23 protein-coding genes and 2 pseudogenes are annotated in these 21,954 nt (G+C 72.5%); 15 read left to right on the forward strand and 10 right to left on the reverse strand.

Annotation, left to right across the window (positions count from 1 at the left end; genetic code table 11):
- Positions 1-4 precede the first annotated feature (4 nt).
- Positions 5-1,795, reverse strand: a complete 1,791-nt coding sequence (locus H613_RS0113155; RefSeq protein ID WP_026924162.1) for a hypothetical protein — start codon at positions 1,793-1,795, stop codon at positions 5-7.
- A 129-nt stretch (positions 1,796-1,924) separates the two neighbouring features.
- On the reverse strand, positions 1,925-2,410 hold the full coding sequence (locus H613_RS0113160) for a cupin domain-containing protein (RefSeq protein WP_026924163.1): 486 nt from the start codon (positions 2,408-2,410) through the stop codon (positions 1,925-1,927).
- A 159-nt stretch (positions 2,411-2,569) separates the two neighbouring features.
- Between H613_RS0113160 and H613_RS0113165 the strand changes: the two genes are divergently transcribed.
- Complete coding sequence (locus tag H613_RS0113165; RefSeq protein WP_026924164.1) at positions 2,570-3,091, forward strand: gluconokinase; 522 nt, start codon at positions 2,570-2,572, stop codon at positions 3,089-3,091.
- A gap of 37 nt (positions 3,092-3,128) precedes the next feature.
- On the opposite strand, the pseudogene H613_RS32930 reads toward H613_RS0113165, so the two are convergent.
- Both H613_RS32930 and H613_RS32935 read right to left on the reverse strand, forming a co-directional pair.
- Positions 3,129-4,049 (reverse strand): annotated as a pseudogene (locus tag H613_RS32930) (glycoside hydrolase family 43 protein); the annotation flags it as partial.
- Between the two features lie 87 nt (positions 4,050-4,136).
- Positions 4,137-4,772, reverse strand: a pseudogene (locus tag H613_RS32935) (RICIN domain-containing protein); the annotation flags it as partial.
- Between the two features lie 206 nt (positions 4,773-4,978).
- On the opposite strand from H613_RS32935, the gene H613_RS0113175 reads away from it, so the two are divergent.
- Positions 4,979-5,524, forward strand: a complete 546-nt coding sequence (locus H613_RS0113175; protein WP_035738045.1) for a DoxX family membrane protein — start codon at positions 4,979-4,981, stop codon at positions 5,522-5,524.
- Between the two features lie 48 nt (positions 5,525-5,572).
- Here H613_RS0113175 and H613_RS0113180 read toward each other — a convergent pair whose 3' ends face one another.
- From H613_RS0113180 to H613_RS0113190, 3 genes are all read right to left on the reverse strand, one after another.
- On the reverse strand, positions 5,573-7,129 hold the full coding sequence (locus H613_RS0113180; protein ID WP_026924166.1) for a carboxylesterase/lipase family protein: 1,557 nt from the start codon (positions 7,127-7,129) through the stop codon (positions 5,573-5,575).
- Positions 7,130-7,224: 95 nt separating this feature from the next.
- Positions 7,225-7,827: a response regulator transcription factor gene (locus H613_RS0113185; protein WP_026924167.1), complete on the reverse strand. Its 603-nt coding sequence runs from the start codon at positions 7,825-7,827 to the stop codon at positions 7,225-7,227.
- Positions 7,824-9,041: a sensor histidine kinase gene (locus H613_RS0113190; protein WP_026924168.1), complete on the reverse strand. Its 1,218-nt coding sequence runs from the start codon at positions 9,039-9,041 to the stop codon at positions 7,824-7,826. Before H613_RS0113190 ends, H613_RS0113185 begins: the two co-directional genes overlap by 4 nt.
- A gap of 188 nt (positions 9,042-9,229) precedes the next feature.
- Between H613_RS0113190 and H613_RS0113195 the strand changes: the two genes are divergently transcribed.
- The 3 genes from H613_RS0113195 to H613_RS26405 all read left to right on the forward strand — a co-directional run bounded on the left by H613_RS0113195 (position 9,230) and on the right by H613_RS26405 (position 11,218).
- Positions 9,230-9,673 (forward strand): hypothetical protein, encoded by a 444-nt coding sequence (locus tag H613_RS0113195; protein ID WP_035738047.1) that lies wholly within the window; start codon positions 9,230-9,232, stop codon positions 9,671-9,673.
- On the forward strand, positions 9,670-10,248 hold the full coding sequence (locus H613_RS0113200; protein WP_026924170.1) for a hypothetical protein: 579 nt from the start codon (positions 9,670-9,672) through the stop codon (positions 10,246-10,248). The genes H613_RS0113195 and H613_RS0113200 overlap by 4 nt, the downstream gene beginning before the upstream one ends.
- A gap of 295 nt (positions 10,249-10,543) precedes the next feature.
- Positions 10,544-11,218 (forward strand): CatB-related O-acetyltransferase, encoded by a 675-nt coding sequence (locus tag H613_RS26405; protein WP_035738049.1) that lies wholly within the window; start codon positions 10,544-10,546, stop codon positions 11,216-11,218.
- Positions 11,219-11,286: 68 nt separating this feature from the next.
- On the opposite strand, the gene H613_RS0113210 is transcribed toward H613_RS26405, so the two are convergent.
- The gene (locus tag H613_RS0113210; protein WP_026924171.1) at positions 11,287-11,970 is read right to left on the reverse strand and encodes a GntR family transcriptional regulator; all 684 of its coding nucleotides are present in this window, start codon (positions 11,968-11,970) and stop codon (positions 11,287-11,289) included.
- A 183-nt stretch (positions 11,971-12,153) separates the two neighbouring features.
- Between H613_RS0113210 and H613_RS0113215 the strand changes: the two genes are divergently transcribed.
- The gene (locus H613_RS0113215; protein WP_026924172.1) at positions 12,154-12,780 is read left to right on the forward strand and encodes an NAD(P)-dependent oxidoreductase; all 627 of its coding nucleotides are present in this window, start codon (positions 12,154-12,156) and stop codon (positions 12,778-12,780) included.
- A 126-nt stretch (positions 12,781-12,906) separates the two neighbouring features.
- Here the strand turns inward: H613_RS0113215 and H613_RS29295 are convergent, their stop codons facing one another.
- Positions 12,907-13,749 (reverse strand): hypothetical protein, encoded by an 843-nt coding sequence (locus H613_RS29295; RefSeq protein ID WP_051393320.1) that lies wholly within the window; start codon positions 13,747-13,749, stop codon positions 12,907-12,909.
- Between the two features lie 120 nt (positions 13,750-13,869).
- On the opposite strand from H613_RS29295, the gene H613_RS0113225 reads away from it, so the two are divergent.
- Positions 13,870-14,202 (forward strand): AfsR/SARP family transcriptional regulator, encoded by a 333-nt coding sequence (locus H613_RS0113225; protein ID WP_026924173.1) that lies wholly within the window; start codon positions 13,870-13,872, stop codon positions 14,200-14,202.
- Between the two features lie 288 nt (positions 14,203-14,490).
- Here the strand turns inward: H613_RS0113225 and H613_RS0113230 are convergent, their stop codons facing one another.
- A complete protein-coding gene (locus H613_RS0113230) occupies positions 14,491-15,264 on the reverse strand; it encodes an SIR2 family NAD-dependent protein deacylase (RefSeq protein WP_245598554.1) in 774 nt (257 codons plus the stop codon).
- A gap of 79 nt (positions 15,265-15,343) precedes the next feature.
- Here H613_RS0113230 and H613_RS0113235 point away from each other — a divergent pair, with 79 nt between their 5' ends.
- The 8 genes from H613_RS0113235 (at position 15,344) to H613_RS26415 (ending at position 21,934) form a co-directional block, all read left to right on the forward strand.
- A complete protein-coding gene (locus H613_RS0113235; protein ID WP_026924175.1) occupies positions 15,344-16,084 on the forward strand; it encodes an SDR family oxidoreductase in 741 nt (246 codons plus the stop codon).
- 12 nt (positions 16,085-16,096) lie between these two features.
- On the forward strand, positions 16,097-16,681 hold the full coding sequence (locus tag H613_RS0113240) for a TetR/AcrR family transcriptional regulator (protein WP_026924176.1): 585 nt from the start codon (positions 16,097-16,099) through the stop codon (positions 16,679-16,681).
- The gene (locus tag H613_RS0113245) at positions 16,674-17,657 is read left to right on the forward strand and encodes an NADPH:quinone oxidoreductase family protein (RefSeq protein ID WP_211234813.1); all 984 of its coding nucleotides are present in this window, start codon (positions 16,674-16,676) and stop codon (positions 17,655-17,657) included. Before H613_RS0113240 ends, H613_RS0113245 begins: the two co-directional genes overlap by 8 nt.
- A gap of 10 nt (positions 17,658-17,667) precedes the next feature.
- A complete protein-coding gene (locus H613_RS0113250) occupies positions 17,668-18,402 on the forward strand; it encodes an SDR family NAD(P)-dependent oxidoreductase (protein WP_026924178.1) in 735 nt (244 codons plus the stop codon).
- Between the two features lie 125 nt (positions 18,403-18,527).
- Positions 18,528-19,268, forward strand: a complete 741-nt coding sequence (locus H613_RS0113255; RefSeq protein WP_026924179.1) for an ABC transporter ATP-binding protein — start codon at positions 18,528-18,530, stop codon at positions 19,266-19,268.
- Positions 19,265-19,981: an ABC transporter ATP-binding protein gene (locus tag H613_RS0113260; RefSeq protein WP_026924180.1), complete on the forward strand. Its 717-nt coding sequence runs from the start codon at positions 19,265-19,267 to the stop codon at positions 19,979-19,981. The genes H613_RS0113255 and H613_RS0113260 overlap by 4 nt, the downstream gene beginning before the upstream one ends.
- 10 nt (positions 19,982-19,991) lie before the next feature.
- Positions 19,992-20,870: a branched-chain amino acid ABC transporter permease gene (locus H613_RS0113265; protein WP_026924181.1), complete on the forward strand. Its 879-nt coding sequence runs from the start codon at positions 19,992-19,994 to the stop codon at positions 20,868-20,870.
- Positions 20,867-21,934: a branched-chain amino acid ABC transporter permease gene (locus H613_RS26415; protein ID WP_084546596.1), complete on the forward strand. Its 1,068-nt coding sequence runs from the start codon at positions 20,867-20,869 to the stop codon at positions 21,932-21,934. Before H613_RS0113265 ends, H613_RS26415 begins: the two co-directional genes overlap by 4 nt.
- Positions 21,935-21,954 lie beyond the last annotated feature (20 nt).

A 21,954-nucleotide genomic window follows, 5' to 3' on the forward strand; every position in this document is an offset into this window, starting at 1 on the left:
ATGCTCAATTGGCGATCCGCCACCCTTCGGACAGCCGCCGCCGGATCTCGGGGTGCGCGCCGAGGCGCCGACGCCGCTTCTCGCCGCGCTCGGACACGTAGCCCAGCAGCGCGACCGCGACGACCATCCACCCGAACCACGCGTCGGTGGCCGACCACGTCAGCGACGAGAACAGGACCACCAGCCCCAGCACGATCGCGGCCAGGAAGAGCAGGCCGATGAGGCAGCCGGAGCGGTCGGAGTTCAGGCGCTTGCGGTGGCAGCGGCCGCAGGAGGGCACGGTGACGGCGAGCGCCTCGCCGTACCGCTGGGGATGGCCCATGACGACCGTCCGCGAGCCGGTGGCGGTGCGCTCGCACATCGCGCAGGCGTCCGCCGAGGCGTCGACGGCGCTCCACACCGAGCGCGAGGCGCCCCGCCGCCCCGTGTCGGGGCCGCCGGACTCGAAGGCGTGGACGGCCCGCGTCAGCTGGTCGCGCAGCTTCGGGTCGTGCGCGATGCGCAGCAGCGACCGCAGCTCCGGCAGCACCGCGCGGCCCTCGCCGGTCACGTTGGCGTACTCGAGCAGGATCAGGAACGCGGTGCCCGCGACCTCGTCGCACAGGTCGAAGTAGCGGCCCCGGTCCTTGGCCATGATGCGCCGCAGCGGCTTGCGCGTCTGCTCGACGAGCGAGCGCTGCGCGGTGATCCCCGAGGCGGGGGACCTCCGGCTCTCCTCCTGGGCCGCACGGCAGGCGGCGACCACGAGGTTGCTCAGCAGCGTCTGGAGGTCCTCGCCGATCCGCTCCCTGACGTGGTCCCCGACCGCGACCCCGTTCGCGAGGTCGAGCCACCGGATGGCGTGCGCGACCTCGACGCGCCGCCTGACGGCCTCGTCCTCCGGTATGCGGTTCATCGCGCCCACCACGCATTCGCGCACGCCGGAGGCCAGGTCGTCGGCGATGCCGGAGACGACGGCGTTCTCGTCGCACACCAGGGTCCGCAGCGCCGCCAGGTCGGCGGCCGAGCCCTCCAGAGCTGCCTGGCACGTGCGCTGGTACGCCTCGTGGTCGCCCGCGGCGTCCTTGGTCTGCTCGGCGAGGGCCTTGAGCCGCGACACCTGCGGCCCGAGCGCGCCGAGCAGCGCCCGGTCGATCATGGCGTCGTCGTGATCGGACCCCAGCATGGCGTCGGCCTGGCGCAGGCCCCGGTCCCGGTCGCGGGCGAAGTCGGCGACGGCGAGCCCGGCGTGGGTCGACAGCACCAGCTCGGGCAGCCCGAGGCGGAGGCGGTCGACGGCGGTGGTCCGCAGCTGCGGGTCGGCGAGGGCCTCGACGCGGCGGGCGAGCCGGCGCCAGCACGCCTCCTCTTCGAGGACCTGGTTCCATCGGCGGTAGACCGCGCCCCATTTCTCCTCGACGGCTCCGTCGGGGTAGTCGTCCTCCAAGGCGCTTACGTGCGCGGTGACGGCGAGGTTGTGCAGGGCGACGGCGCGCGCCTCGTCCGCCTCGCCCGCGGCCGCCGGTTCGGGCCACAGCCACAGGAACTCGTCGACGATCCTGGCGGTCGGGTCGTGCAGGCGCCTGAGCGCGTCGAGGATCTCGGTGCTCGCCGGAGGCGGGTCGACCGGGAGCGGGCCGCCGGGGGAGGGGAGTTCCGCGCCGAGCCGGTCGGCGGCCTCGATCTCGGTCGAGCGCCGGCGCACCCGCCGCAAGGAAGCGTCCACTGGCAGGCCGCTGAGCCGGAAGGCGTTGCCGCGGTAGAGGTCGACGCCCGCGATCGAGGTCAGGTCGATTCCGATGCGGCCTTCCTGCATGCCCGGCTCCGCTCTGCTCCGACGGTAACGGCGGCCAGTCTCGAGAGTCCCACGGGCACTGCGGGACCGGTCCCGAGCATCCCAGTCTAGTGGCCGCCTGCTCGCCCGCCGCTTGCGAAGCGGCGCAGACTATTCGTCGACCCAGTAGGTGTCGTGGTACTCGAAGAACGCCCGCCGCTCCTCCTCGCTCAGCTCGCCGAGAGTGGCGAGCCCCTCGAAGTAGCCCTCGCGGGGCGCGCCGGGGGCGAACAGCAGCAGCATCGACGCGGCCTCCCCCGACTCGTTGCGGAAGCCGTGGACGCCGCCCTCGGGCACGTACAGGAAGTCGCCCCGCTCGGCGTCGATCCACGTGGTGCCGTTGTAGAGGCGCACCGTGCCCGAGAGGATGTAGAACGACTCCGAGATGGACTTGTGGAAGTGCGGGTCCGGCCCGGACCGGCCCGGGGCCATGTTCCACTGGTACAGCCCGAACTGCCCGCCGGTGGAGGCGCCGGTGGCCAGGTAGCCCGCGGACCCGCCGCTGGCGAACAGCAGCTCCGCGGGGTGGTCGGCGGCTCGGAAGACGGCGCTGACCTCGCCGGTCTCGCCCAGGTACTTCGGTTCCGGATACGACACGGCCGCCGTCCTCTCCTCGTCGGCGCCGCCCGGTGCGGGCGCCGCGTCGAGCGTATCGTCGACGGCACCTCCCTGAGGCGCACTCGCCATCGGTTCGACGGCGCCGCGCCGGGCGATCGGTGATATCTTTTCGCGCTAGAGGCTTGTGAGGAGGGGTTCATGACGACGACCTGCCTGGTGGTGATGGGCGTCTCCGGCGTCGGGAAGAGCACCATCGCGAAGCGGCTCGCCGACCGGCTCGGATGGTCCATGGCCGAAGGCGACGAGTACCACTCGGAGGCCAACATCGACAAGATGGAGATGGGCGTTCCGCTCACCGACCAGGACCGGCTGCCGTGGCTGCGGGACATCCGCGACTGGATCGGCGAGCAGGACGCCGAGGGCGTGAACACCGTCGTCACCTGCTCCGCGCTCAAGCGCTCCTACCGCGACATGCTGCGCGAGGCGCCCGCCCGCGTCTTCTTCGTCCACCTCAGTGCCTCTCCCGAGCTCATCGCCTCCCGCCTCAGCGCCCGCACCGGGCACTTCATGCCGCCGCGCCTGCTCGACTCGCAGTTCCGCGACCTCGAACCGCTCGGGGCCGACGAGGCGGGGATGACCGTCGACGTCGCCGACCTCCCCGATCACATCACCGAGAAGGTGATCGAGGACCTCCGCCGCTCGGGCGCCGCGTCCGCCTGAGGGCCCTCAGGCGGACGCGTGGCCTTGCCGTTCCGCCTCAGCCCCAGGCGTTCTGGATCGCCTGGTACTCGCCGTAGGTCAGCGGCAGGATGGAGCCGTGGCGCGGGCGGCCCGGCAGGCTGTAACCCGACACCGGCGTCCACTGCCCGCTCGAGAGGTCGGTGGTCTCGAAGGGGATGTAGCCGCGGCCGCCGTACTCGTCGATGAACATGTACCAGCGGTCCTCGGTGTTGGATTTGAAGATCAGCGGACCCTCGCCGTGGCTGATCGTGCCCGAGCCGATGCACTCGGTCTGGAAGGCCCAGTTCGTGTTCGTCAGCGAGGTCGAGGTCTCCGAGAGGATGAACTTGCCGCACGAGGTGCCGCTGCGCTCGTCCTTGGTGTAGCGGTAGTACGTCCCGTCGTGCTCGGCGACGGTGGAGTCGATCGTGGAATATCCCTTGTCGACCCACACGCGCGCCTCGCTGAAGTTCCGGAAGTCCGTGGTGGTCGCGTACATCATCCGGTGGTAGGTGCTGCCCGAGTGGTCCGAGGTGCCGTACAGCTTCGAGGCCCAGTAGACGACGAAGGCGTTCTGGGAGGGGTCCCAGTAGGCCTCGGGGGCCCAGGTGTTGCCCGCCGATGACGGCGAGACCTGCTCCAAGCGCGCCGAGCTCCAGTTCACCAGGTCGTCCGACTCCCACACGACCAGCGACAGGCTCCCGTGGCGCTGGGCGCGGTCCCAGTCGCCGTTGCCGTAGATCTTCAGGTCCGTGGCGATCATGTAGTACTTGCCGTCCTGCGGCGACCGGACGAGGAACGGGTCCCGCGCCCCCTGCTCGCCCACATCGGAGGTCAGGACCGGCTGCGAGCCGTTGAGGGCGTCGTAGGCCAGCGGATCGTTCCCGCGGCTGAGCGCGAAGTAGACCTGCTCGCCGCCCGCGCTGCCCTCGCCGGTCATGTAGGCGAAGAGGTAGCCGTACGGGTCGCCCTCGGCGCTGCCGGAGCCGTCGTCGACCGGGATGAGCCGCCACTGCTGGTTGGCCCCGCCGGTGGGGGTGTACTGGGAGACGCGGGCGCCGGGCTCGGTCGACTGCTGCCACACGTCGAGCGCCTTGCCGGAGAAGCGGTTGACGAAGGTGGCGTAGCCGCCCGACTCGGTCACCTGCCACTGCTGGTTGGTGTTGTCCAGATCGTTCCACTGGACGATCTCGGCGCCGTTGTCCGCGCTCCAGTCGTAGACGTCGAGCACGTGGCCCGAGTGCCTGGCCTGGATGCGGTAGTAGCCGTTCCCGGCGTCGATGAACCGGAATTGCTGGTTGGCCGCGCCGCTGCGGTTCCACTGGATGAGCCCGGCTCCGGGCTCGGTGGAGGCGCCGTCGATGTCGAGCACCAGGCCGGAGCTGCGGGACTGGAGGAGGTACCAGGTGCCGGTGTCGACGGCGCCGGCGGCGGGCGGGCTGACGAGGAAGACCGAGGCCAGTGCCACCGCCAGTGCGGCGGCGAGTCGGGTCAGTCGTGGGCGTGTTCGCGATCGCATGTTCGCTCCCTGGTGTGCGTTCTGATGGGGGACAAGGGGTGTCGGCGGCGCTCGCGCGGGCGTGCCGGGGAATCGCGCGGGCGGCGAAACTAAATTCATATACATGCAATTATCAATGCTTAGCCTAAGGGTTAAGTATAGGAGTCCGGCGGGCCGGTGCATAGCCTCCGACCGTGCGGCGAGCGTCGGAATCGGTCGCTTTTGCGCCCGGTCGGGGCTTAGGACTTGATATTGACGTATCTCTATGTTAGAGTGGGAGCGCTTCTATGGCATGTATCGACGACGGCCAACCCTAGGCGGCCGGCACCAACAGGGGGTGCCTTCCGCCGCGATCCCCGCTGTCGTCCCGCACTCCGAGGGGATTTCACATGGCTTCAAGTGCTTCGACATCGACCCCGACCGCAGCCCCGCACGAACCCGATACGCCCGAGCGCGCCCTCCCGGCGCGCTCGCTCGCCGTCGTCAGGATCGTCCTGGGCTGGGTCTTCCTCTGGGCCTTCCTGGACAAGACCTTCGGCCTCGGCTACCCCACCGCCGAAGGGCACGGGTGGGCCGACGGCGCCAGCCCCACCGAGGGCTTCCTCGCCAGCCGAGACGGCTCCTTCGGCGAGCTGTTCCGCAGCATGTCCGACCAGCCCTGGTCCGGGTGGCTGTTCATGGGCGGCCTCGCCGGCCTCGGCATCGCCCTCACGCTCGGCATCGGCCTGCGCGTGGCCGCCATCCTCGGCCCCGTGCTCATGGTGACGATGTGGATGTCGATGCTGCCGCTCGACTCCAACCCGATCGTGGACGTCCACATCTTCTACGCGGTGGCGATGGTCGCTCTGGCCGTCGCGAACGCCGGCGACCGGTGGGGCCTGGGACGCTGGTGGCAGGACCTCGGTCCCGTCCGCCGCTTCCCGATCCTGCGGTAAGGCAACGGCGAAGCCCCGCGCCGCTCGGCGCGGGGCTTCGCCGTGCGCTCACCGCAGACGCGGTATCCAGAAGCCGCAGTGGTGCCCCTCGGCGATGGCGATCGGTCCGGTCGCATCGACGGCGAACGACATCGCGTTCCCGTGCCGGTACCGCTCCCAACCGGGGTCGCCGGTGGCCGCGAAGGCGGTCCAGTGGCCGATCAGCCTCTCGGCCAGGGCCTCCCGCTCCTCGGTCGGCGGCACCGGTTCGAGCTGGCCGTCCCAGAAGTACGGGAGGTCGGCGCTGTGCCTGGCGCCGAGCGCGAAGTCGCCCACGACCTCACCGGTGGGCTCGGCGAACTCGTAGGAGTACACGGGCGCGTGGCGCGAGGCCGCCTCAAGGGCCGGCAGCTGCGAGCAGGTGCCGGTCAGTCCTCCGTAGTCGGTCAGCAGCGTCGCCAGCGCCAGGCTCGGCGTCGCGTAGTCGGCGAGCGGGTACGTCGCGAGGATCGTCCGGGCGTCGCGTCGCCCGAAGAGGTCTTCGACGACGCCGGGGTACGCCTCGGCGGTGAGGGGCGCGCCGCGCCAGTCGTAGGCCTTCGCCACGAACATCCGCGCCTCGTCCTCGGTGGCGCCGTGGATGAGCGGCACGTCCGCGGCCGCGCCGCGCCACAGTGCCGCCAGCGGCTGCGAGGGGAGCACTTCGGTGCCCGCCACGGGGTTCCACGTGTAGTCGGAGTGGTGGCGCGTGATGGCGCCGACCCCGTCCATCCCCCACGGCACCAGCTCGGCGGGATCGACGGCGCGGAGGCACTCGACGGCGAGCGCGGTATCGGTGCAGCCGAGGTCCTCGGCCAGCCGCTCGCCCCTCGCCTCGGCCTCCTCGACGGTGAGCACGTCGTTGGCGCAGGTGGCGCTCTGCACGATCGCCTTGTCGAACAGGCCCTCGGCGCCCGGCGCGGCGAGCTGGGCGCAGACGGCGTAGCCGCCGGCGGACTGCCCCCAGAGCGTGACGTTGCCGGGGTCGCCGCCGAAGGCCGCGATGTTCTCCTCCACCCAGCGCAGCGCCTCCTGCTGGTCGGCGAGCCCGAAGTTCCCCGCGAACGGGTCGTCCAGGCCGGGATGCGCCAGGAAGCCGAGCGCCCCGAGCCGGTAGTTCACGGTCACCACGATGACGTCGCCGCCCTCGACGATGCGGGCCGGGTCGTAGCTCGCGCCCTGGCCGCTGATGAGACCGCCGCCGTGCAGGTACACCATGACCGGCAGGGGCCCGGGGGCATCGCTCGGAACGTCCACGTTGAGGAAGAGGCAGTCCTCGCTTCCGGCGAGGCCGCCGACGGTCCAGTCCAGCTGCGGGCACATCGAGCCGGGCTCGGTGGCGTCGCGGACTCCGGGCCACGGCTCGACCGGTTCGGCGGCGCGCCAGCGCCGCTCGCCGACCGGCGGCGCGGCATAGGGCACGCCGAGGAACGTGCGGCGGCCCTCCTCGACCGTGCCGCGGAGCCATCCGCTCGAGGTCTCCACGAGGGACGGATCCTCGGCGTACGAAGGAGCGCCGACGGCCATGATCGTCGTGAGTGCGGCCGCCACGACCGCGAGGACTTTGAACAATGTCGATCGATTCATGTCCTCCAATGTCGCGGCTCGGGGCCGCTCGCCGCATCAGCGGACGCGCGTATTCCCACTGCGCCGCCCCGCGTAGGCCGCCGTCCGCCGCGGCCTCAGATCCAGCCCTCCTCCCAGGCCCGGTGCGCCGCCGCGTGGCGCGAGGAGGCGCCGAGCTTGGCCATCGCCGACGACAGGTAGTTGCGCACGGTGCCAGGCGCCAGGTGCACCCGTGACGCGATCTCGCCCACCGACGCTCCGGTCCTGGTCTCCCGCAGCACTTCCAGTTCCCGCTCGGTGAGCGGGCAGTCGTCCTCGCTCAGCGCCGACGCGGCGATGTCGGGGTCCACATAGCGCTTCCCGGCGGCGATGTCGCGGATGATCTCGGCCAGCCGGGAGGCGGGCGTCGTCTTCGGCACGAAGCCGCTGACGCCCGCGCCGAGCGCCCGGCGCAGCACGCCCGGCCGGGCGTGCCTGGTGACCAGGACGATCCGCGTGGGGAGCGCGGCGCGGATCTCCTCGGCGGCGCGGAGCCCGTCGGCCGGGGGCATCTCCAGGTCGAGCACCGCGATGTCGGGGCGGTGCCGCTCGGCCAGGCGCACCGCGTCGGTCGAAGTGGACGCCTCCGCGACGACCTCGAAGTCCGCCTCCAGGTCCAGCAGCGAGGCCAGAGCGCCCCTGAGCAGGTCCTCGTCGTCGGCCAGCAGGATCCGTATCACGTTGTCTCCGTTGCGCTCTCGAGTGCGATGCCGATCGGGAGCGACGCGGTGACGGCGAAGCGGTCCCCTTCGCGCTCCCACGCCAGACCGCCGCCCGCGGCCTCCAGGCGCTCGGCCAGCGCGCGCAGCCCGGTGCCCGTCGAGGTCCCGTCCTCCCCGCCCGCGCCGTCGTTCGCGATGCGCAGCCGGGCGGCGCCGTCCTCGATCCGGTAGTCGACCTCGGCGTGCTCGGCGCCGCTGTGCCGCAGCACGTTCGTGGTGGCCTCGCGCATCACCAGGCCCAGCAGGTGCCGGGCGGCGGGGGAGAGGCGGCCGATGCTCGCGGCCGCCGAGGGCTCCAGGCGCATCTCGGCGTCGATGTCGGCGGCCGCCAAGACCTTGGTGGCGTTGGCGAGCTCGTCGTCGAGCGCGGTGCGCCGGTAGCCGCGCACGACCGCCCGCGTGTCCTCCAGCGCCGTGACGGCCAGGCGCCGCACCTCGTGCATCTCGGCTGAGGCCCGCTCCGCGTCGGCACCCGCCAGCCGGGCCGCCAGCTCGCTCTTGAGCGCGATGACCTGGAGATGGTGGCCCTGGATGTCGTGCAGATCGGCCGCGAACCTCAGCCGCTCGTTCTTGACCGCGAGCTCGGCGGCCAGCTGCTGCGCCTCGTTCAGGCGCCTGGCGATGTCCCAGGCCCACAGCGGCCCGAGCACCATGACGGTGATGAACAGGACCAGCCCCAGCGGCATGAGCGCCGCGTGGAGCGTCTCGTCGCCGCCCGTGGCCGCACTGATGATCCAACCGGGCAGGGGCGCGACGGCGGCCGCCGCGATGATGAGGATCAGCCGGGGCCGCAGGCGCAGGAACGTGGCGGCGATGGCCACGGTCGTCGCGGGCACGACGCCCCAGATGCCGTAGTCGTACAGCGCCAAGGAGATGGCGCCGATGACGACCGACGCGGCGCTCGCGGCGACCAGCCACCACGCCGTCGAGCGGTCGAGGCGCGGCACCGGTTCGAGCGCCATGCGCCGGTTGAGGAGGACCACGCTCGCCCAGGCCGCCACGGCGAGCGCCGCGACGCGTACGACGCGGATCCAGACCGGCACGCTCGCGTCCATGACCCAGCCCGCGCCGAAGAACACCAGGAAGAACGCGGTCGTTCCGGGCACGGCCCACCACGTGTAGCGGCGGAGGCCCGTCAGCCCCGCCTCGCGGTCGATCGGCGTGTCCTGCACGCGAGTCATTGTCGCAGGTCACCGACGAAGGGCGGCAGTCCGATCTCGCGCCGGGCATGACAAATGTCATCCGGGTCGATGACCGTCCCATGCGGAGCCGTGGGAATTCGGCACTACCGGCGCCGATGCGCACCTGCGACTGTGGATGCGTCAGGCGGATGCCCCGCCCCTGTATGAAGGAGTTTCCCATGCACACCACGGACCGGCACATCGGACACGCGGCCCATCGCCATGGGGCGCCGGGCAAGCGGCGCTTCCTCGTCCACTATGCCGAGATGGTCGTCGCGATGCTGGTCGGGATGCTCGTCCTCGGCGGCGCCGTGCGCGGCGCCCTGGCGCTGGGCGGCGTCGAGTACGGCATGGCCACCCACCCCGAGCTCACCATCCTGGAGATGGCCCTGGAGATGTCGATCGGCATGGTCGCCTGGATGCGCATCCGGGGCCACGGCTGGGCCGGTGCGCTGGAGATGGCCGCGGTGATGATCGCCCCGGCACTCGTCCTCGTCCCGTTCGTGCGGCTCGGCGTCCTCGGCGCCGACACCGCGATGCTCCTGGAGCACGTGGCGATGTTCCCGCTCATGTTCCTGGCGATGCTGCGCCGCCGCGGCGAGTACGGAGGGCAGTCGGCATGAGCACCACCGCGACACGGCCCGAACGCGCCGCCTGGGGCCGATGGCTCCTGCGGCGCTGGCCCACCGCCCTCGCCATCGCGGCGGGCGCGCTGATCTTCGCCGGCGGCGGCGTGGACGCCGAGTTCGTGACGAGCTTCGGCGAACTCGTCCCGCTCCTGGCGCTCGAGTACCTGCTCATCGCGAAGTTCGGCCGGCGCGGGTGGTCATGGCCGGTGGTCGTGGCGCTGTCGCTGGTCATGGCCGCCGCGCAGATCGTCGGTCTGCTCCGGCCGTCGCTGGTCTTCGGCGCCGTCGCCGTGGTCGTGCTGGTCTGGAGCGTCGCCGACGGGCGGCTGCTCAAGGACGGCATGTACCGCCTCCAGGTGTTCGGCATGATCGGCTTCGGGGCGCTCACGCTGGTGGCCGTGGCGGTCGACTCGGACGCGGCCCGGTACGCGGTGGCCGCGGCGTGGCTGGCCCACGCCGTCTGGGACTTCGTCCACCACCGGCTCGACAGGGTCGTCTCGCGCTCGTACGCCGAGGCGTGCGGCGTCATCGACCTCATAGTCGCGGCGGGGCTGGTGTTCCTGGCGTAGCGGTCCGCGCGCCGTCTGAAAACGCGTCCCCGCCAGCCGCCTCCATGCGGTGATCCCCGGATCCGACCGAATCCGGGGATCACCGCGCGACACGGCCACTCGCCGACGGCGCGAACCGTAGACCGGCCGACGACCGAGCCGTCCACGGCCCGGCCGCTTGCCGACGGGACCGGTGCGACCAGTCGACGCCGTTGCCACGGCTGCGGCATTTGCCGCCGAGACCCGCTCCCGCTATTGTTGTACAACGTACGAAGTTAAGGCCCGCGCGCGAACCGACACGACCGTGAGGAAACCGATGCCAGCAGCGATCCCCGACCCGACCGTCCTGCACCCCTTGGAGGGACAGCCCCGCGTGGTGCTGCTCAAGCCGCTGGTGACCGACGAGCGCATCCAGGTCGGCGAGTACACCTACTACGACGACCCCGACGTCCCCACCGAGTTCGAGCGGCGGAACGTCCTCTACGGCTACGGCCCCGAGCGGCTCGTCATCGGCCGGTTCTGCGCCATCGCGACCGACACGCGCTTCATCATGGCCGGGGCCGACCATCCCATGCTGGGCGTCTCGGCCTTCCCGTTCACCATCTTCGGCGGCGAATGGGCCGAGCGGACGCTCGACATCCTGCATGGCATGGAGACCCGCGGCGACACCGTCGTCGGCAACGACGTCTGGTTCGGATACCGGTCCCTCGTCATGCCCGGCGTGACCATCGGCGACGGCGCGATCATCGCCTCCGGCGCCGTGGTCACCTCCGATGTGGAGCCCTACACGATCGTCGGCGGCAACCCGGCGAAGCCGATCAGGCGCCGGTTCGACGAGGCCGACACCGAGCGGATGCTCCGCGCCGCCTGGTGGGACTGGCCGATCGAGGCCGTCACCGAGCACGTGCGCACCATCATGACCGGCACGCCCGCGCAGATCGAGGCGATCGCCGAGACGCTCAAGGCCGAACGCGGGCCCGGCGCCTCATAAGCGCACCCCACGGGACGCAAAGCGCCGCCGTGATCGCTCACGGCGGCGCATTGCGATCCACTTCGGAGTCAGGACTTGGCGCCGGAGGCCTCGGCTTCGAGCTTGTCGAGGGCCTTCGCGCCGAGGCCGGACTCGACGTGGCGGAGCATCGAGGCAGACGCGGCGTCCGCGTCGCCGGAGACGATGGACTCGAGCAGCTTCCGGTACTCGGCGTTCTTCCCGCCCCGCTCCTTCTTCGCGCTCCCTTCGGCCAGCGCCAGCCGCTGGTAGCGGTCGGCCTTGTTCGCCAGCGAGTCGAGCGCCTCGACGAGCAGCTCGTTGTGCGAGGCGCGGTAGACGGCGCCGTAGAAGCGGTGGTAGGCCTCCAGCTCGGCGAGGCCGGGGTCGCTCGGGAGCGCGTCGATGCCGTTGGCGGCCTCGCGCATCTCCTCGATGTCCTCGTCGGTGCGCCGCTCGGTCGCCAGCGACGCGGCGAGCGGGCAGAGCGAGCGGCGCATCTCGAGCAGGTCGCGCGCCTCCTCGGCGGTGAGCGCGGTGACCCGGGCGTCGCGGTGCGCGCCCAGCTGGACGAGGCCCTCGCCCTCAAGGCGGCGCAGGGCCTCCCGCAGCGGCGTGGTGCTCACGCCGATGTCGGACGCGACCACGGCCTGGTTGATGACTTCGCCGGGCGCCAGCACACCGGACACGATCATGTCCCGCAGGCGCAGATAGGCGAATTCGCTCTTAGTGGCGGTCGGTGCGACGCGCTCCATAATTCGGCCTCCTTAGATGAGGTTATAGGCTATACGGCCAATATAGCCTATAATTTATAGCCTATTTTCGCGGGGGTATGGCAAACCCGGCCGAGCCGAGTCGTTCCCCTCTCGCGGGGGTATACCTCTCGGTCGACGTTCGCGGCGGGGCACCGTCCGCTGACCGATCAGAGGAGACGAGCAGTGCACATCACCGTTCTGGGGGCCACCGGCACCACTGGTCAGCAGGTCGTCGAACGGACACTGCGGTCCGGCCACCGCCTCACCGCCCTGCTCCGCGACCCGGCCCGGCTGCCCCAGCGCGATGACGACCGGGTGAGCCTCGTGGTCGGGGACGCCACCGACGCCGAAGACCTCAAGAACGCGATGACCGGCAGCCGGGCCGTGATCGCCACGCTCGGCGCCGGGCTCGACCTCAGGTCCGACCTCGCCAGCCGCGCCGCGAGGGCCGTCCTCCCCGCAGCCGAGGCCGCCGGAGTCGCCCGCGTGGTGTGGCTGTCCTCCCTGGGAGCCGGCTCCACGCTCCAGCACGTCGCGCTGCTGCCGAAGCTCGGCATCAAGCTGGCGATGCGGGGCCTGTTCGCGGACAAGGCCCTCGCCGACGAGCTCATCCGATCCAGTCGGCTCGACTGGACCATCGTGTACCCGCTGACCCTCACGAACGGCCCGCGCACCGGGAAGTGCACCGCGGTCCATACACCGAGGCGCCGAATCGGCTCGGGCGTCAGTCGGGCCGACGCCGCCGAGTTCATGCTCGGCCTCGCCGAGACCGGCCAGTGGTCCCGGCGGGCCGCGATCCTGAGCCGGTGAGCGGGCCGAGAGCGCCGCACGATCCCGTCGGTACCCGCGCCCGCACGCACGCCCCAGTGATGCCGCCGGGCGGCGGCCCGGCCGGACCCTCGTCGGGCTCCGGCCGGGCCGCGTTCCGGGGAGCCCCTACGACCTGACCCGCAGGATCCGGGGGCGGAACAGGGCGACGGCGTTGTAGACGACGCCGAGCATCTGGTCCACCGTCGCGCCTCTCGGATACTTGATGTTCAACTGGGCGTTGATGGTCACGGTGACGTTGTCGAGCAGCTCCAGCTCGTTCTCCGTGAGGTAGTTCTTCGCGATCCGCGCCGAGGCGGCCGTGAACGACCCGTCGCGCTTCCTGTCGCCGTCCAGCTGCTCGCGGCTCTCCCGGATGACGGCCGCGGTCATCCCGAACAGGCCGGCGTAGAGCGTGTTCTGGATCAGCCGGTAGTCCTCCGAGACGGCCCCGCCCATCTTCATCGAGTGCAGCACGCCCTGGTAGTCGGCCCGCTCCTGGAACCGCGTGAACCGCGCCGTCTCCAGGCGCCGGTCGACGGCCGCGGACTCCTCGGCCGACAGCAGGAACCGCCGCACCTGCGCGGCCACGGGCGAGTCGGGCAGCAGCTGCCCGGCGGCGAGCACGGCCCCGCGCGACCACACCACCAGCTGCGAGGAGCGGAGGTCGTGCGCGGACAGGCCGTCCGCGCACCGCTCCTTGAACGCCCGCAGCCGCTCGCCGCGGAGCTCGGCGAGCCCCGCCGCCCGCAGCTCCCTGCGGTGCTGCCGCATGAGGTGCCTGACGTCCTCCACCGGCACCTCGTAGAACGCCGCCACCTGCTCGGTGGGGACGTGGACGTCGTCGGACAGGAACACCAGCGCCCCGACCTTCTCGGCGGCGTCGGCGCGGCCGCCCGGGAGCCCGCCCCGCGCCGCCGTCCGGCGGACCGGCTCTGCGGACACCGGCGCGCGTGAGTCGATCTGAATCATGTGCACGCAACTCCTCTTCCCCTGGAGTACACCCTCACCATCAATTTTAGTCCGTATGTACGACAAATTGCCAGTTTGCGGCCCTCGTCCTCCGGGGTTTTCCATGTCGCCGCGGGGGCCGTGCACTTCGGAATCCTCGGCCCGCTGGCCGTGCGGAACGACCGCGACGAGCCGGTCCCGATTCCCGGACGCAAGGTCCGGGCGCTCCTGGCCGACCTGCTCGTCCACGAGGGCCGCGCGGTGTCCGCCGACCGCCTCGTCGACGACCTGTGGGGCGAGTCGGCGCCCGCCGACCCCGCCGCGGCGCTCCACGTCCGCGTCTCCCAGCGGCGCCGCGCTCTGGCCGCCGCGAACCCAGGACACGTCCTGAGAGGCGCCGCGGAGACGTTGGACGCACTGCGGGTTCGGCGCCCTCCTCGGCGAGGCCCGGACGGCCGAGGAGGGCGGGCCTGACGGTGGTGCTCGGTCTGCGGTGCGCCGACCGGGCCGACCGCGATCGAGAGGCTCAAGGTTCGCGAGTGGGTGTGCGGGCGCGGCGGGCGTCATGACCGGGAGGCGAACGCTGAGATCGACATCGGGCGCGAAGGCCGTCGCCCTGTGGCCGAGGGACTGCCGGACACGTCAAACGCCCGCGGACCGCCGGCAGACGGCGCAGCGGGATGAAACAGGAACCCACCCGTGGCGGTGCCGTGCCGAACGGTGCCGCAGCCGGGAGTCTCCCCCTTCAACGCGGAGAGGAGGTCAAGACCGCCTTGCCGCCGCCGTCAGGCGGGGGAGGACCTCGCCGATCGGCTCGCGCACCACCGCGTGGGCGTACTCGTCGTACGGCGTGGGCTCGGCGTTCACGACGACCAGCCGCGCCCCGGCGTCGAGCGCGCAGTCGCACAGCCCGGCCGCGGGGTGGACGGTCAGGGAGGTGCCTATCGCGATGAACAGGTCGCACCCGGTGCTCGCATCGACTGCCGCGGCGACCACGTCCCGGTCCAGCTGCTGGCCGAACGAGACCGTGGCCGACTTGAGGATCCCGCCGCAGCGCAGGCACGGCGGATCGTCCTCGCCCGCCTCGATCCTCGGCAGCACCTCCGGCATGGGGGTGCGCTCGCCGCAGTCCAGGCACGCCGCCCATCGGGCGGTGCCGTGGAGCTCGACGACCCGCTCGGGCGACGAGCCGGCCGCCTGGTGGAGGCCGTCGATGTTCTGGGTGAGGATCGCCTCCAGCCGCCCGTCCGCTTCGAGGTCGACCAGGGCCCGGTGGGCGTCGTTGGGCTCGGCCGCCCAGACGGGGTTCGCCAGCCGGGCCCGCCACGCCTGGCGCCGCACGTCGGGGTCGGCCAGGTAGTTCTCGATCGTGAACAGGTGCTGCGCGGCGGGGTTCTTCGTCCAGAGGCCCTGCGGGCCGCGGAAGTCGGGGATGCCGGAGTCGGTGGAGATCCCGGCGCCGGTCAGCACGGTGACCGACTCGGCCTCCGCGAGTCGGCGCGCGGCCGCCGCTTCGGGGGTCAGTGGCGCGGTCACCCCACGACGGTACCGCCTCGGTCGGGCGGGGCCCGTGATAAGGTCTCCCACAAACCGACCAGACGGTACGGAGGCGTGGATGCAGCGATTCGAGGGCAGGACCGCCCTGATCACCGGAGCGAGCCGCGGTATCGGCCTCGCGATCGCCCGTCGCCTGGTGTCCGAGGGCGCCTCGGTGGTCATCACCGGGCGCGACGAGGACGCCCTGGAGGCCGCCGTGGCGGACCTCGGGAAGGAGCGCGCCTCCGGCGTCCCCGGGCGGGTCGACGACGCCGAGCACCGCACTGCGGCGATCGGCCACGCCGCCGAGCGCTTCGGCGGGCTCGACCACCTCGTCAACAACGCGGGGATCAACCCCGCCTGGGGCCCGCTGACCGAGCTGGACGCGAACGCCGCCCGCAAGATCTTCGAGGTCAACGTCCTCGCGGCACTGGAGTGGACGCGAGCGTCCCTCGCCATCGGCGCACTGCGGTCGGTGGTGAACATGTCCTCGATCGCGGGCACCGCCGCCAGCGACAACATCGGCTTCTACGGCGTCTCCAAGGCCGCGCTCATCAACCTGACCGCCCAGCTCGCCGAGGAGCTCGCGCCCGCCGTCCGCGTCAACGCCCTCGCGCCCGCCGTCGTGAAGACCAGATTCTCCAGCGCGCTCTACGAGGGCCGCGAGGAAGGCGTCGCCCGCGCCTACCCCCTGGCCCGCCTCGGCGTCCCCGACGACGTCGCGGGCCCGGCCGCCTTCCTCCTCTCCGACGACGCCGCATGGGTCACCGGCCAGACCCTCAGGATCGACGGCGGCGCCGGCATCCGGCCGGTGGGGTGAAGGATGGGAGCCATGAAGACCACGAACGTCGCCGATGAAGTGCTCCGCGCCGCCCTGGAGCTGTTCGCCGCCCAGGGCTACGCCAACACCAGTGTGCAGCAGATCGTCAAGGCCGCGGGTGTCACCAAGGGCGCCATGTACCACTACTTCACGTCCAAGGACGACCTGCTCTTCGCGATCTACGAGCGCATGCTGTCCCTCCAGAAGCGGCGGCTCGACGAGATCATCGCGACCGGCGGCGCCGCCGAGGACGTGCTGCGCGCCGTGTGCGAGGACGTGGTCATCACGTCCATCGAGTTCCTCCCCGAGGGCACCGTCTTCTTCCGAAGCCAGCACATGCTCACCCCCGAACGGCAGCAGGAGGTGAAGCGGCGCCGCCGCGAGTACCACGACGAGTTCGCCGCGCTCATCACCCGCGGCCAGGCCGAGGGCTCGCTCAGGGACGACATCCCCGTCTCGGTCCTCATCGCGCACTTCTTCTCCGACGTGCACTACCTCTCGCACTGGTACTCGCCCGACGGCCCCGAGGACGAGACCGAGGTCGCCCACCAGCTCACCGAGCTGTTCCTGCGCGGCATCAGGAGGACCGATGACTGAGGCGATGCGGGCCTGGCAGGTGACCGCGCACGGCGAGCCCGAGCGCGTCATGGCGCTGCGGGAGACCGACGTGCCCGCCGCTGGTCCCGGCGAGGTCCTCGTGCGGGTCCGTGCCGTGGCCGTGAACTTCCCCGACGTGCTCCTGGCGCGCGGCCAGTACCAGGAGCGGCCCGAACTGCCGTTCACGCCCGGGATCGAGCTGTGCGGCGACGTCGCCGCGCTCGGCGAGGGCGTCACCGGCCTGGCCGTGGGGCAGCGCGTCGTCGGCTCGAAGATCGGCGTGATGGCCGAGTACGCGGCGTTGCCCGCCCAGGCCGTCCGCCCCGCGCCGGACTCCCTCGACGACGCGGCCGCCGCCGCGCTCACCATCGCCTACCAGACGGCCTGGTTCGGCCTGCACCGCCGCGCCGCGATCCGGCCGGGGGAGACGCTGCTCGTGCACGCCGCCGCGGGCGGCGTCGGCACGGCGGCCTGCCAGCTCGGCGCCGCCGCCGGAGCCGAGGTGATCGGCGTGGTCGGCGGCGAGGCCAAGGCCGACGTGGCGCGGGCGGCGGGCGCCGAGGAGGTCCTGCTGCGCGGCGACGACTGGATCGCGGCGGTCAAGGAGGCCCACGGCGGCGCCGACGTCGTCTTCGACCCCGTCGGCGGTGCGGCGTTCGAGGGATCGGCGCGCTGCGTCGCGTTCGAGGGCCGCATCGTCGTGGTCGGGTTCGCGAGCGGCGAGCTGCCCGCGGTCCGCGCGAACCACGCCCTGGTGAAGAACTACAGCGTGCTCGGCCTGCACTGGGCCCTGTACCAGCGGCGGCGCCCCGACCTCGTCGAACGCGCGCACGATGAGCTGGTGCGGCTGGCCGGTGAGGGCGCCGTCCGCCCCGTGGTGGGCGGGACCGTGCCGTTCGAGGAGGCGTCGGCGGCGGTCCAGGACCTCGCGGGCGGCGCGACGACCGGGCGGCTCGTGGTGCGGGTCGCGGAGTGAGGGAGCGGCAGTGGGGGACTTGAGCGGACGCGTCGCGATCGTCACCGGCGCCTCGCGCGGCATCGGCGCGGCCTGTGCGCGGGCGCTGCATGGCGCCGGGGCGCGCGTCGTCATCGCCGACGTCCTCGCCGGGGAGGGGAAGGCGCTGGCAGCCGAGCTGGGGGACGGTGCCCGCTTCACCGAGCTCGACGTCACCGACGAGGCGGCCTGGGCGCGCGTCGTCCGCGAGACGCTGGAGTCGTTCGGCGTCGTCGAGGTGCTGGTGAACAACGCCGGGATCGCGAACGCCGCGCCGATCGAGCACTTCTCGCTGGAGAAGTGGCACGCGGTGATCGGCGTGAACCTCACCGGCACGTTCCTCGGCTGCCGGGCCGTCGTCCCCGCCATGAAGGCCGCCGGGCGCGGCTCGATCGTCAACATCTCCTCTGTGGAGGGACTGCGCGGGAGCGTCCACCTCCACGGCTACACCGCATCGAAGTTCGCGGTGCGCGGGCTCACCAAGTCCCTCGCCGTCGAGCTCGGCCCCGCGGGAATCCGCGTGAACTCGGTCCACCCCGGCTTCATCGCCACCGACATGACTGTGCGGATCGACCCCGACTCGCTCGTCATCCCGCTGTCCCGCCCGGGGGCACCGGGCGACCTCACCGGTGCGGTCCTGTTCCTCGCGGGCGAGGACTCGGCGTACCTCACCGGCGCCGAGATCGTGGTCGACGGCGGCATGACGGCGGGCATCCCGCACCGCTGAGCCGTGATCTTCCATCGAGGCGAATCCCCTGGCTCCGCAACATACCGTCCGGTCGGTATTTCATGTAGAGTGGCAGCACACCCCGCCGAACACACCAACCAGTCGAACCCCACGAAGAGGCGCCGATGACGACCACGACCCCTCCACCGCCACGACTCGAGGTATGCGGCATCGAGGTGGCCTTCGGCGGCCTCAAGGCCCTCGACGGCGTCTCGTTCACCGTCGGCGACGGCGAGACCGTCGCCCTCATCGGACCGAACGGCGCGGGCAAGACCACCGTCTTCAACGCCGTGTGCGGCCTCGTGCGGCCCCGGAAGGGGCACGTGCGGCTCGCGGGCCGCCCCGCTCCCTCCAAAGCCACCGGACTCCTCGCAGCGGGCGTCTCCCGCACCCTCCAGGGGCTCGGGCTCTTCGACCGGATGACCGTGCTCGAGAACGTCCTGGTGCCGCTGTCGAGTCTCCCGGGCCCCGCCACCCGCAAGGCGTCCAAGGCCCGCGCCGCGCTCGCCGACCTCGGCCTCGCGGCGGACGCGGACCGCCCCGCCGGGACCCTCCCGTACCCCGAGCGCAAACGCCTCGCCCTCGCCCGAGCCCTCGTCACCGGCCCCGGACTCCTCCTGCTCGACGAGCCCGCGGGCGGCCTCGGCGAGGCCGACATCGCCGATCTCGCCCACACCGTCCGCGCCACGGCCGACGCCGGGTGTGCCGTCCTGCTCGTGGAGCACCACGTCGACTTCGTCATGGACGTCGCCGACCGCGTCGTCGTCCTCGACTTCGGCAGGGTCATCGCCTCCGGCACCCCCGGCGAGGTCCGAGCCGACCCGGCCGTCGAAGAGGCCTACCTCGGTCTGGAGGCGGCCTCGTGAGCACCCTGGCGTTCTGCGACCTGACCGTCGGCTACGGCGACGGCGCCCCCGTGCTCGACGGCCTGAGCCTCGAAGTGCCCGACGGCGCCGTCGTGGCCCTCCTGGGGGCCAACGGCGCCGGGAAGACCACGCTCCTGCGCGCCGTCTGCGGCCTCGTGCCCGCCCGCGGCGGCCGCGTCCTCCTCGGCGGGCAAGACCTCACCGGACTGTCCACCGAAGACCGCGTCAGGCGCGGCCTCGCGCTCGTCCCCGAAGGGCGCAGCGTCGTCGCCGAGCTCACCGTCGAGGAGAACCTCCGCCTCGGCGCCCTGTGGCGCCACCGCGGCCCCGCCCGCACCCGCGCCGTCGCGGCCGCCTACGAGCTGTTCGAACCGCTCGCCCGCAGGCGCGCCTCGGCCGGGCACACCCTCTCGGGCGGCGAGCGCCAGATGCTCGCACTCGCCCGCGCGCTCGTCGCCGACCCCGCGGTGCTGCTGCTCGACGAGCCCTCGCTCGGGCTCGCCCCGATCGTCGTGGCCCACCTCCTCGGCGTCCTGCGCGACACCGCCGAACGCACCGGTCTGACCGTGCTCCTCGCCGAGCAGAACGTCACCGGCGCCCTGTCCGTCGCCGACCGCGGCGTGGTCCTGTCCCTCGGCGAGGCCGTCGCCGACCGCCCGGCCGCCGAACTCGCCGCCGACCCCGCCCTCCGGCACGCCTACCTCGGATTCTGAAAGGAGCCCAGTGGACCGCTTCGTCTTCCTCCTCTCGACCGGACTGGCGCGCGGCGCCGTCCTGGCGCTCTTCGCCCTCTCCCTGGTCATCGTGTGGCGCGCGGCCAGGGCGGTGAACTTCGCCCAGGCCGCCATGGCGGCCGTCGCCGTATACGCCGCCTTCGCCGTCACCGCCGCCTCGGGCTCGTACTGGCTCGGACTCGCCTGCGGACTCGCCACCGGCGCGCTGCTCGGCGCGGCCGTCGAACGCGGCCTCATGCGGCGCCTGCCGCACCGCACGCCGCTGCCCGGCATGATCGGCGCGATCGGCCTGGTGATGGTGCTCCAAGCCGGACTCGCGATCGCGTTCGGCCCCGAGCACCGGCCGATGCGGGCGCCGTTCTCCGAGCGGCCCTTCGTGATCGGCGGCGTCCCCGTCCTCTCCCCGTACGACCTGTTCGTCCTCGCCACGGCCGCCGCCGTCATGGGCGCGCTCGCGCTGCTGTTCACGAAGACCTCGCTCGGCCTGCGACTGCGGGCCGCGGCATTCGCCCCCGAGACCTCCCGGCTCCTCGGGGTGCGCGTGCCGCGCATGGTCACCGTCGGCTGGACGCTCTCGGTGGCGACCGCCGCCCTGGCCGCACTCCTCTCGGTGCCCACCGAACTCGGGCTCAGCCCGCACGCCGCCGACCTGCTCTTCGTCGACGCCTTCGCCGTGGCCGTCGTCGGCGGGCTCGACTCGCCGCTCGGCGCGCTCGCGGCCGGGATCGGCGTCGGCATGCTCTCGGGCCTCGTCACCGGGTACGTCTCGGCCTCGGCCGCGCCGCTGGCCGTGCTGGCGCTGCTGACGGTCGTGCTCCTGCTGCGGCCCGGCGGCCTCTTCGCGGCGGGGGAGGCCAGGAAGGCATGAGGACCACCCTGCGCGCCGCGCTCATCGCCCTCGTCGCCATCGCCGCGACCTTCGGCCTCGACCCCTTCCGCAACTACCAGCTCGCCACCGCCGCGGGCGTCTTCGCCGCCGTCGCCGGGCTGACCGTCCTGGTCGGACTCACCGGCCAGCTCTCCCTCGGCCACGCCGTCCTCATGGCCGCGGGCGGCTACGGGTACGCGGCGGCCGCCACGGCCGTCGAAGACGCCGCGCCCGGCGCCGGTCCGGCCGTCGTCCTCGTCGCCGGGCTCGGCGGCGCCGCGGCCGCCTCCGGCGCCCTCGGTCTCCTGCTCGGCCTGGCCGCCGCGCGCCTGCGCGGCCCCTACCTCGCGGGCCTGACCCTCGCCCTCGTCATCGCCCTGCCTTCGGCAGCCAACGTGCTGCCACTCGGCGGCGATCAGGGCCTCCCGGCGCCGTTCTTTCCCGTGCCCGAGGCGCTCTCGGCCCTCATCGCGGTCGAGCAGTGGCACGCGTGGCTCGCGATCGCCATCGCGGCGGTGGCCGTGACGCCGCTCGCCGTGATCCGCGGCGGACGGGCGGGCCTGCGCATGCGGGCCGTGCTCGACGACGAGACCGCCGCCGGCCTCTCCGGAGTGGACCCCGCGCTCGTCAAGACCGGCGCGTTCGCCGCCAGTGCGATCCCGGCCGGGCTCGGCGGGGCGGTGCTCGCCGTCGCCACGCAGCAGGTCACCCCCGGCGGCTACGGGCTCGGCTTCTCCCTGCTGCTCGTGGTCGCCGCCGTCGTCGGCGGGCTCGGCAGCATCGGCGGGGCCGCGATCGGCGCCGTCCTCGTCGTCGTCCTGCCCTGGCTGATCGACACGGCCGCCGAGGCCGTGCCCGCCGAGCTCGGGCGGCGGCTCGACGGCAACCTCGCCGTCCTCCTCTTCGGAGCCGTCGTCATCGCCGTGGTCCTCGCCCGGCCCGACGGCGTCGCCGGACTGCTCAACCGCCTCCCGCGCCGGAGACCGTCCACTGACGACACGGCCCCGTCGAACCACGCACCGCTTTCCACGACAGCGCTTTCCAAGAGCACAAAGCTTTTATGAGCACAGAGCCTTCATGAACA

The organism is Glycomyces arizonensis DSM 44726 (genome assembly GCF_000482705.1).
Taxonomy (GTDB): domain Bacteria; phylum Actinomycetota; class Actinomycetes; order Mycobacteriales; family Micromonosporaceae; genus Glycomyces; species Glycomyces arizonensis.

Bases quoted from the DNA above. Each gene is read 5' to 3' on its own strand.
- H613_RS26405 (WP_035738049.1), top strand. From the start codon at position 10,544: ATGCCAGCAGCGATCCCCGACCCGACCGTCCTGCACCCCTTGGAGGGA.
- H613_RS29295 (WP_051393320.1), bottom strand. From the start codon at position 13,749: ATGATTCAGATCGACTCACGCGCGCCGGTGTCCGCAGAGCCGGTCCGC.
- H613_RS0113165 (WP_026924164.1), top strand. From the start codon at position 2,570: ATGACGACGACCTGCCTGGTGGTGATGGGCGTCTCCGGCGTCGGGAAG.
- H613_RS0113245 (WP_211234813.1), top strand. From the start codon at position 16,674: ATGACTGAGGCGATGCGGGCCTGGCAGGTGACCGCGCACGGCGAGCCC.
- H613_RS0113240 (WP_026924176.1), top strand. From the start codon at position 16,097: ATGAAGACCACGAACGTCGCCGATGAAGTGCTCCGCGCCGCCCTGGAG.
- H613_RS0113210 (WP_026924171.1), bottom strand. From the start codon at position 11,970: ATGGAGCGCGTCGCACCGACCGCCACTAAGAGCGAATTCGCCTATCTG.
- H613_RS0113235 (WP_026924175.1), top strand. From the start codon at position 15,344: ATGCAGCGATTCGAGGGCAGGACCGCCCTGATCACCGGAGCGAGCCGC.
- H613_RS0113180 (WP_026924166.1), bottom strand. From the start codon at position 7,129: ATGAATCGATCGACATTGTTCAAAGTCCTCGCGGTCGTGGCGGCCGCA.
- H613_RS0113155 (WP_026924162.1), bottom strand. From the start codon at position 1,795: ATGCAGGAAGGCCGCATCGGAATCGACCTGACCTCGATCGCGGGCGTC.
- H613_RS0113255 (WP_026924179.1), top strand. From the start codon at position 18,528: ATGACGACCACGACCCCTCCACCGCCACGACTCGAGGTATGCGGCATC.
- H613_RS26415 (WP_084546596.1), top strand. From the start codon at position 20,867: ATGAGGACCACCCTGCGCGCCGCGCTCATCGCCCTCGTCGCCATCGCC.
- H613_RS0113200 (WP_026924170.1), top strand. From the start codon at position 9,670: ATGAGCACCACCGCGACACGGCCCGAACGCGCCGCCTGGGGCCGATGG.
- H613_RS0113175 (WP_035738045.1), top strand. From the start codon at position 4,979: ATGGCTTCAAGTGCTTCGACATCGACCCCGACCGCAGCCCCGCACGAA.
- H613_RS0113195 (WP_035738047.1), top strand. From the start codon at position 9,230: ATGCACACCACGGACCGGCACATCGGACACGCGGCCCATCGCCATGGG.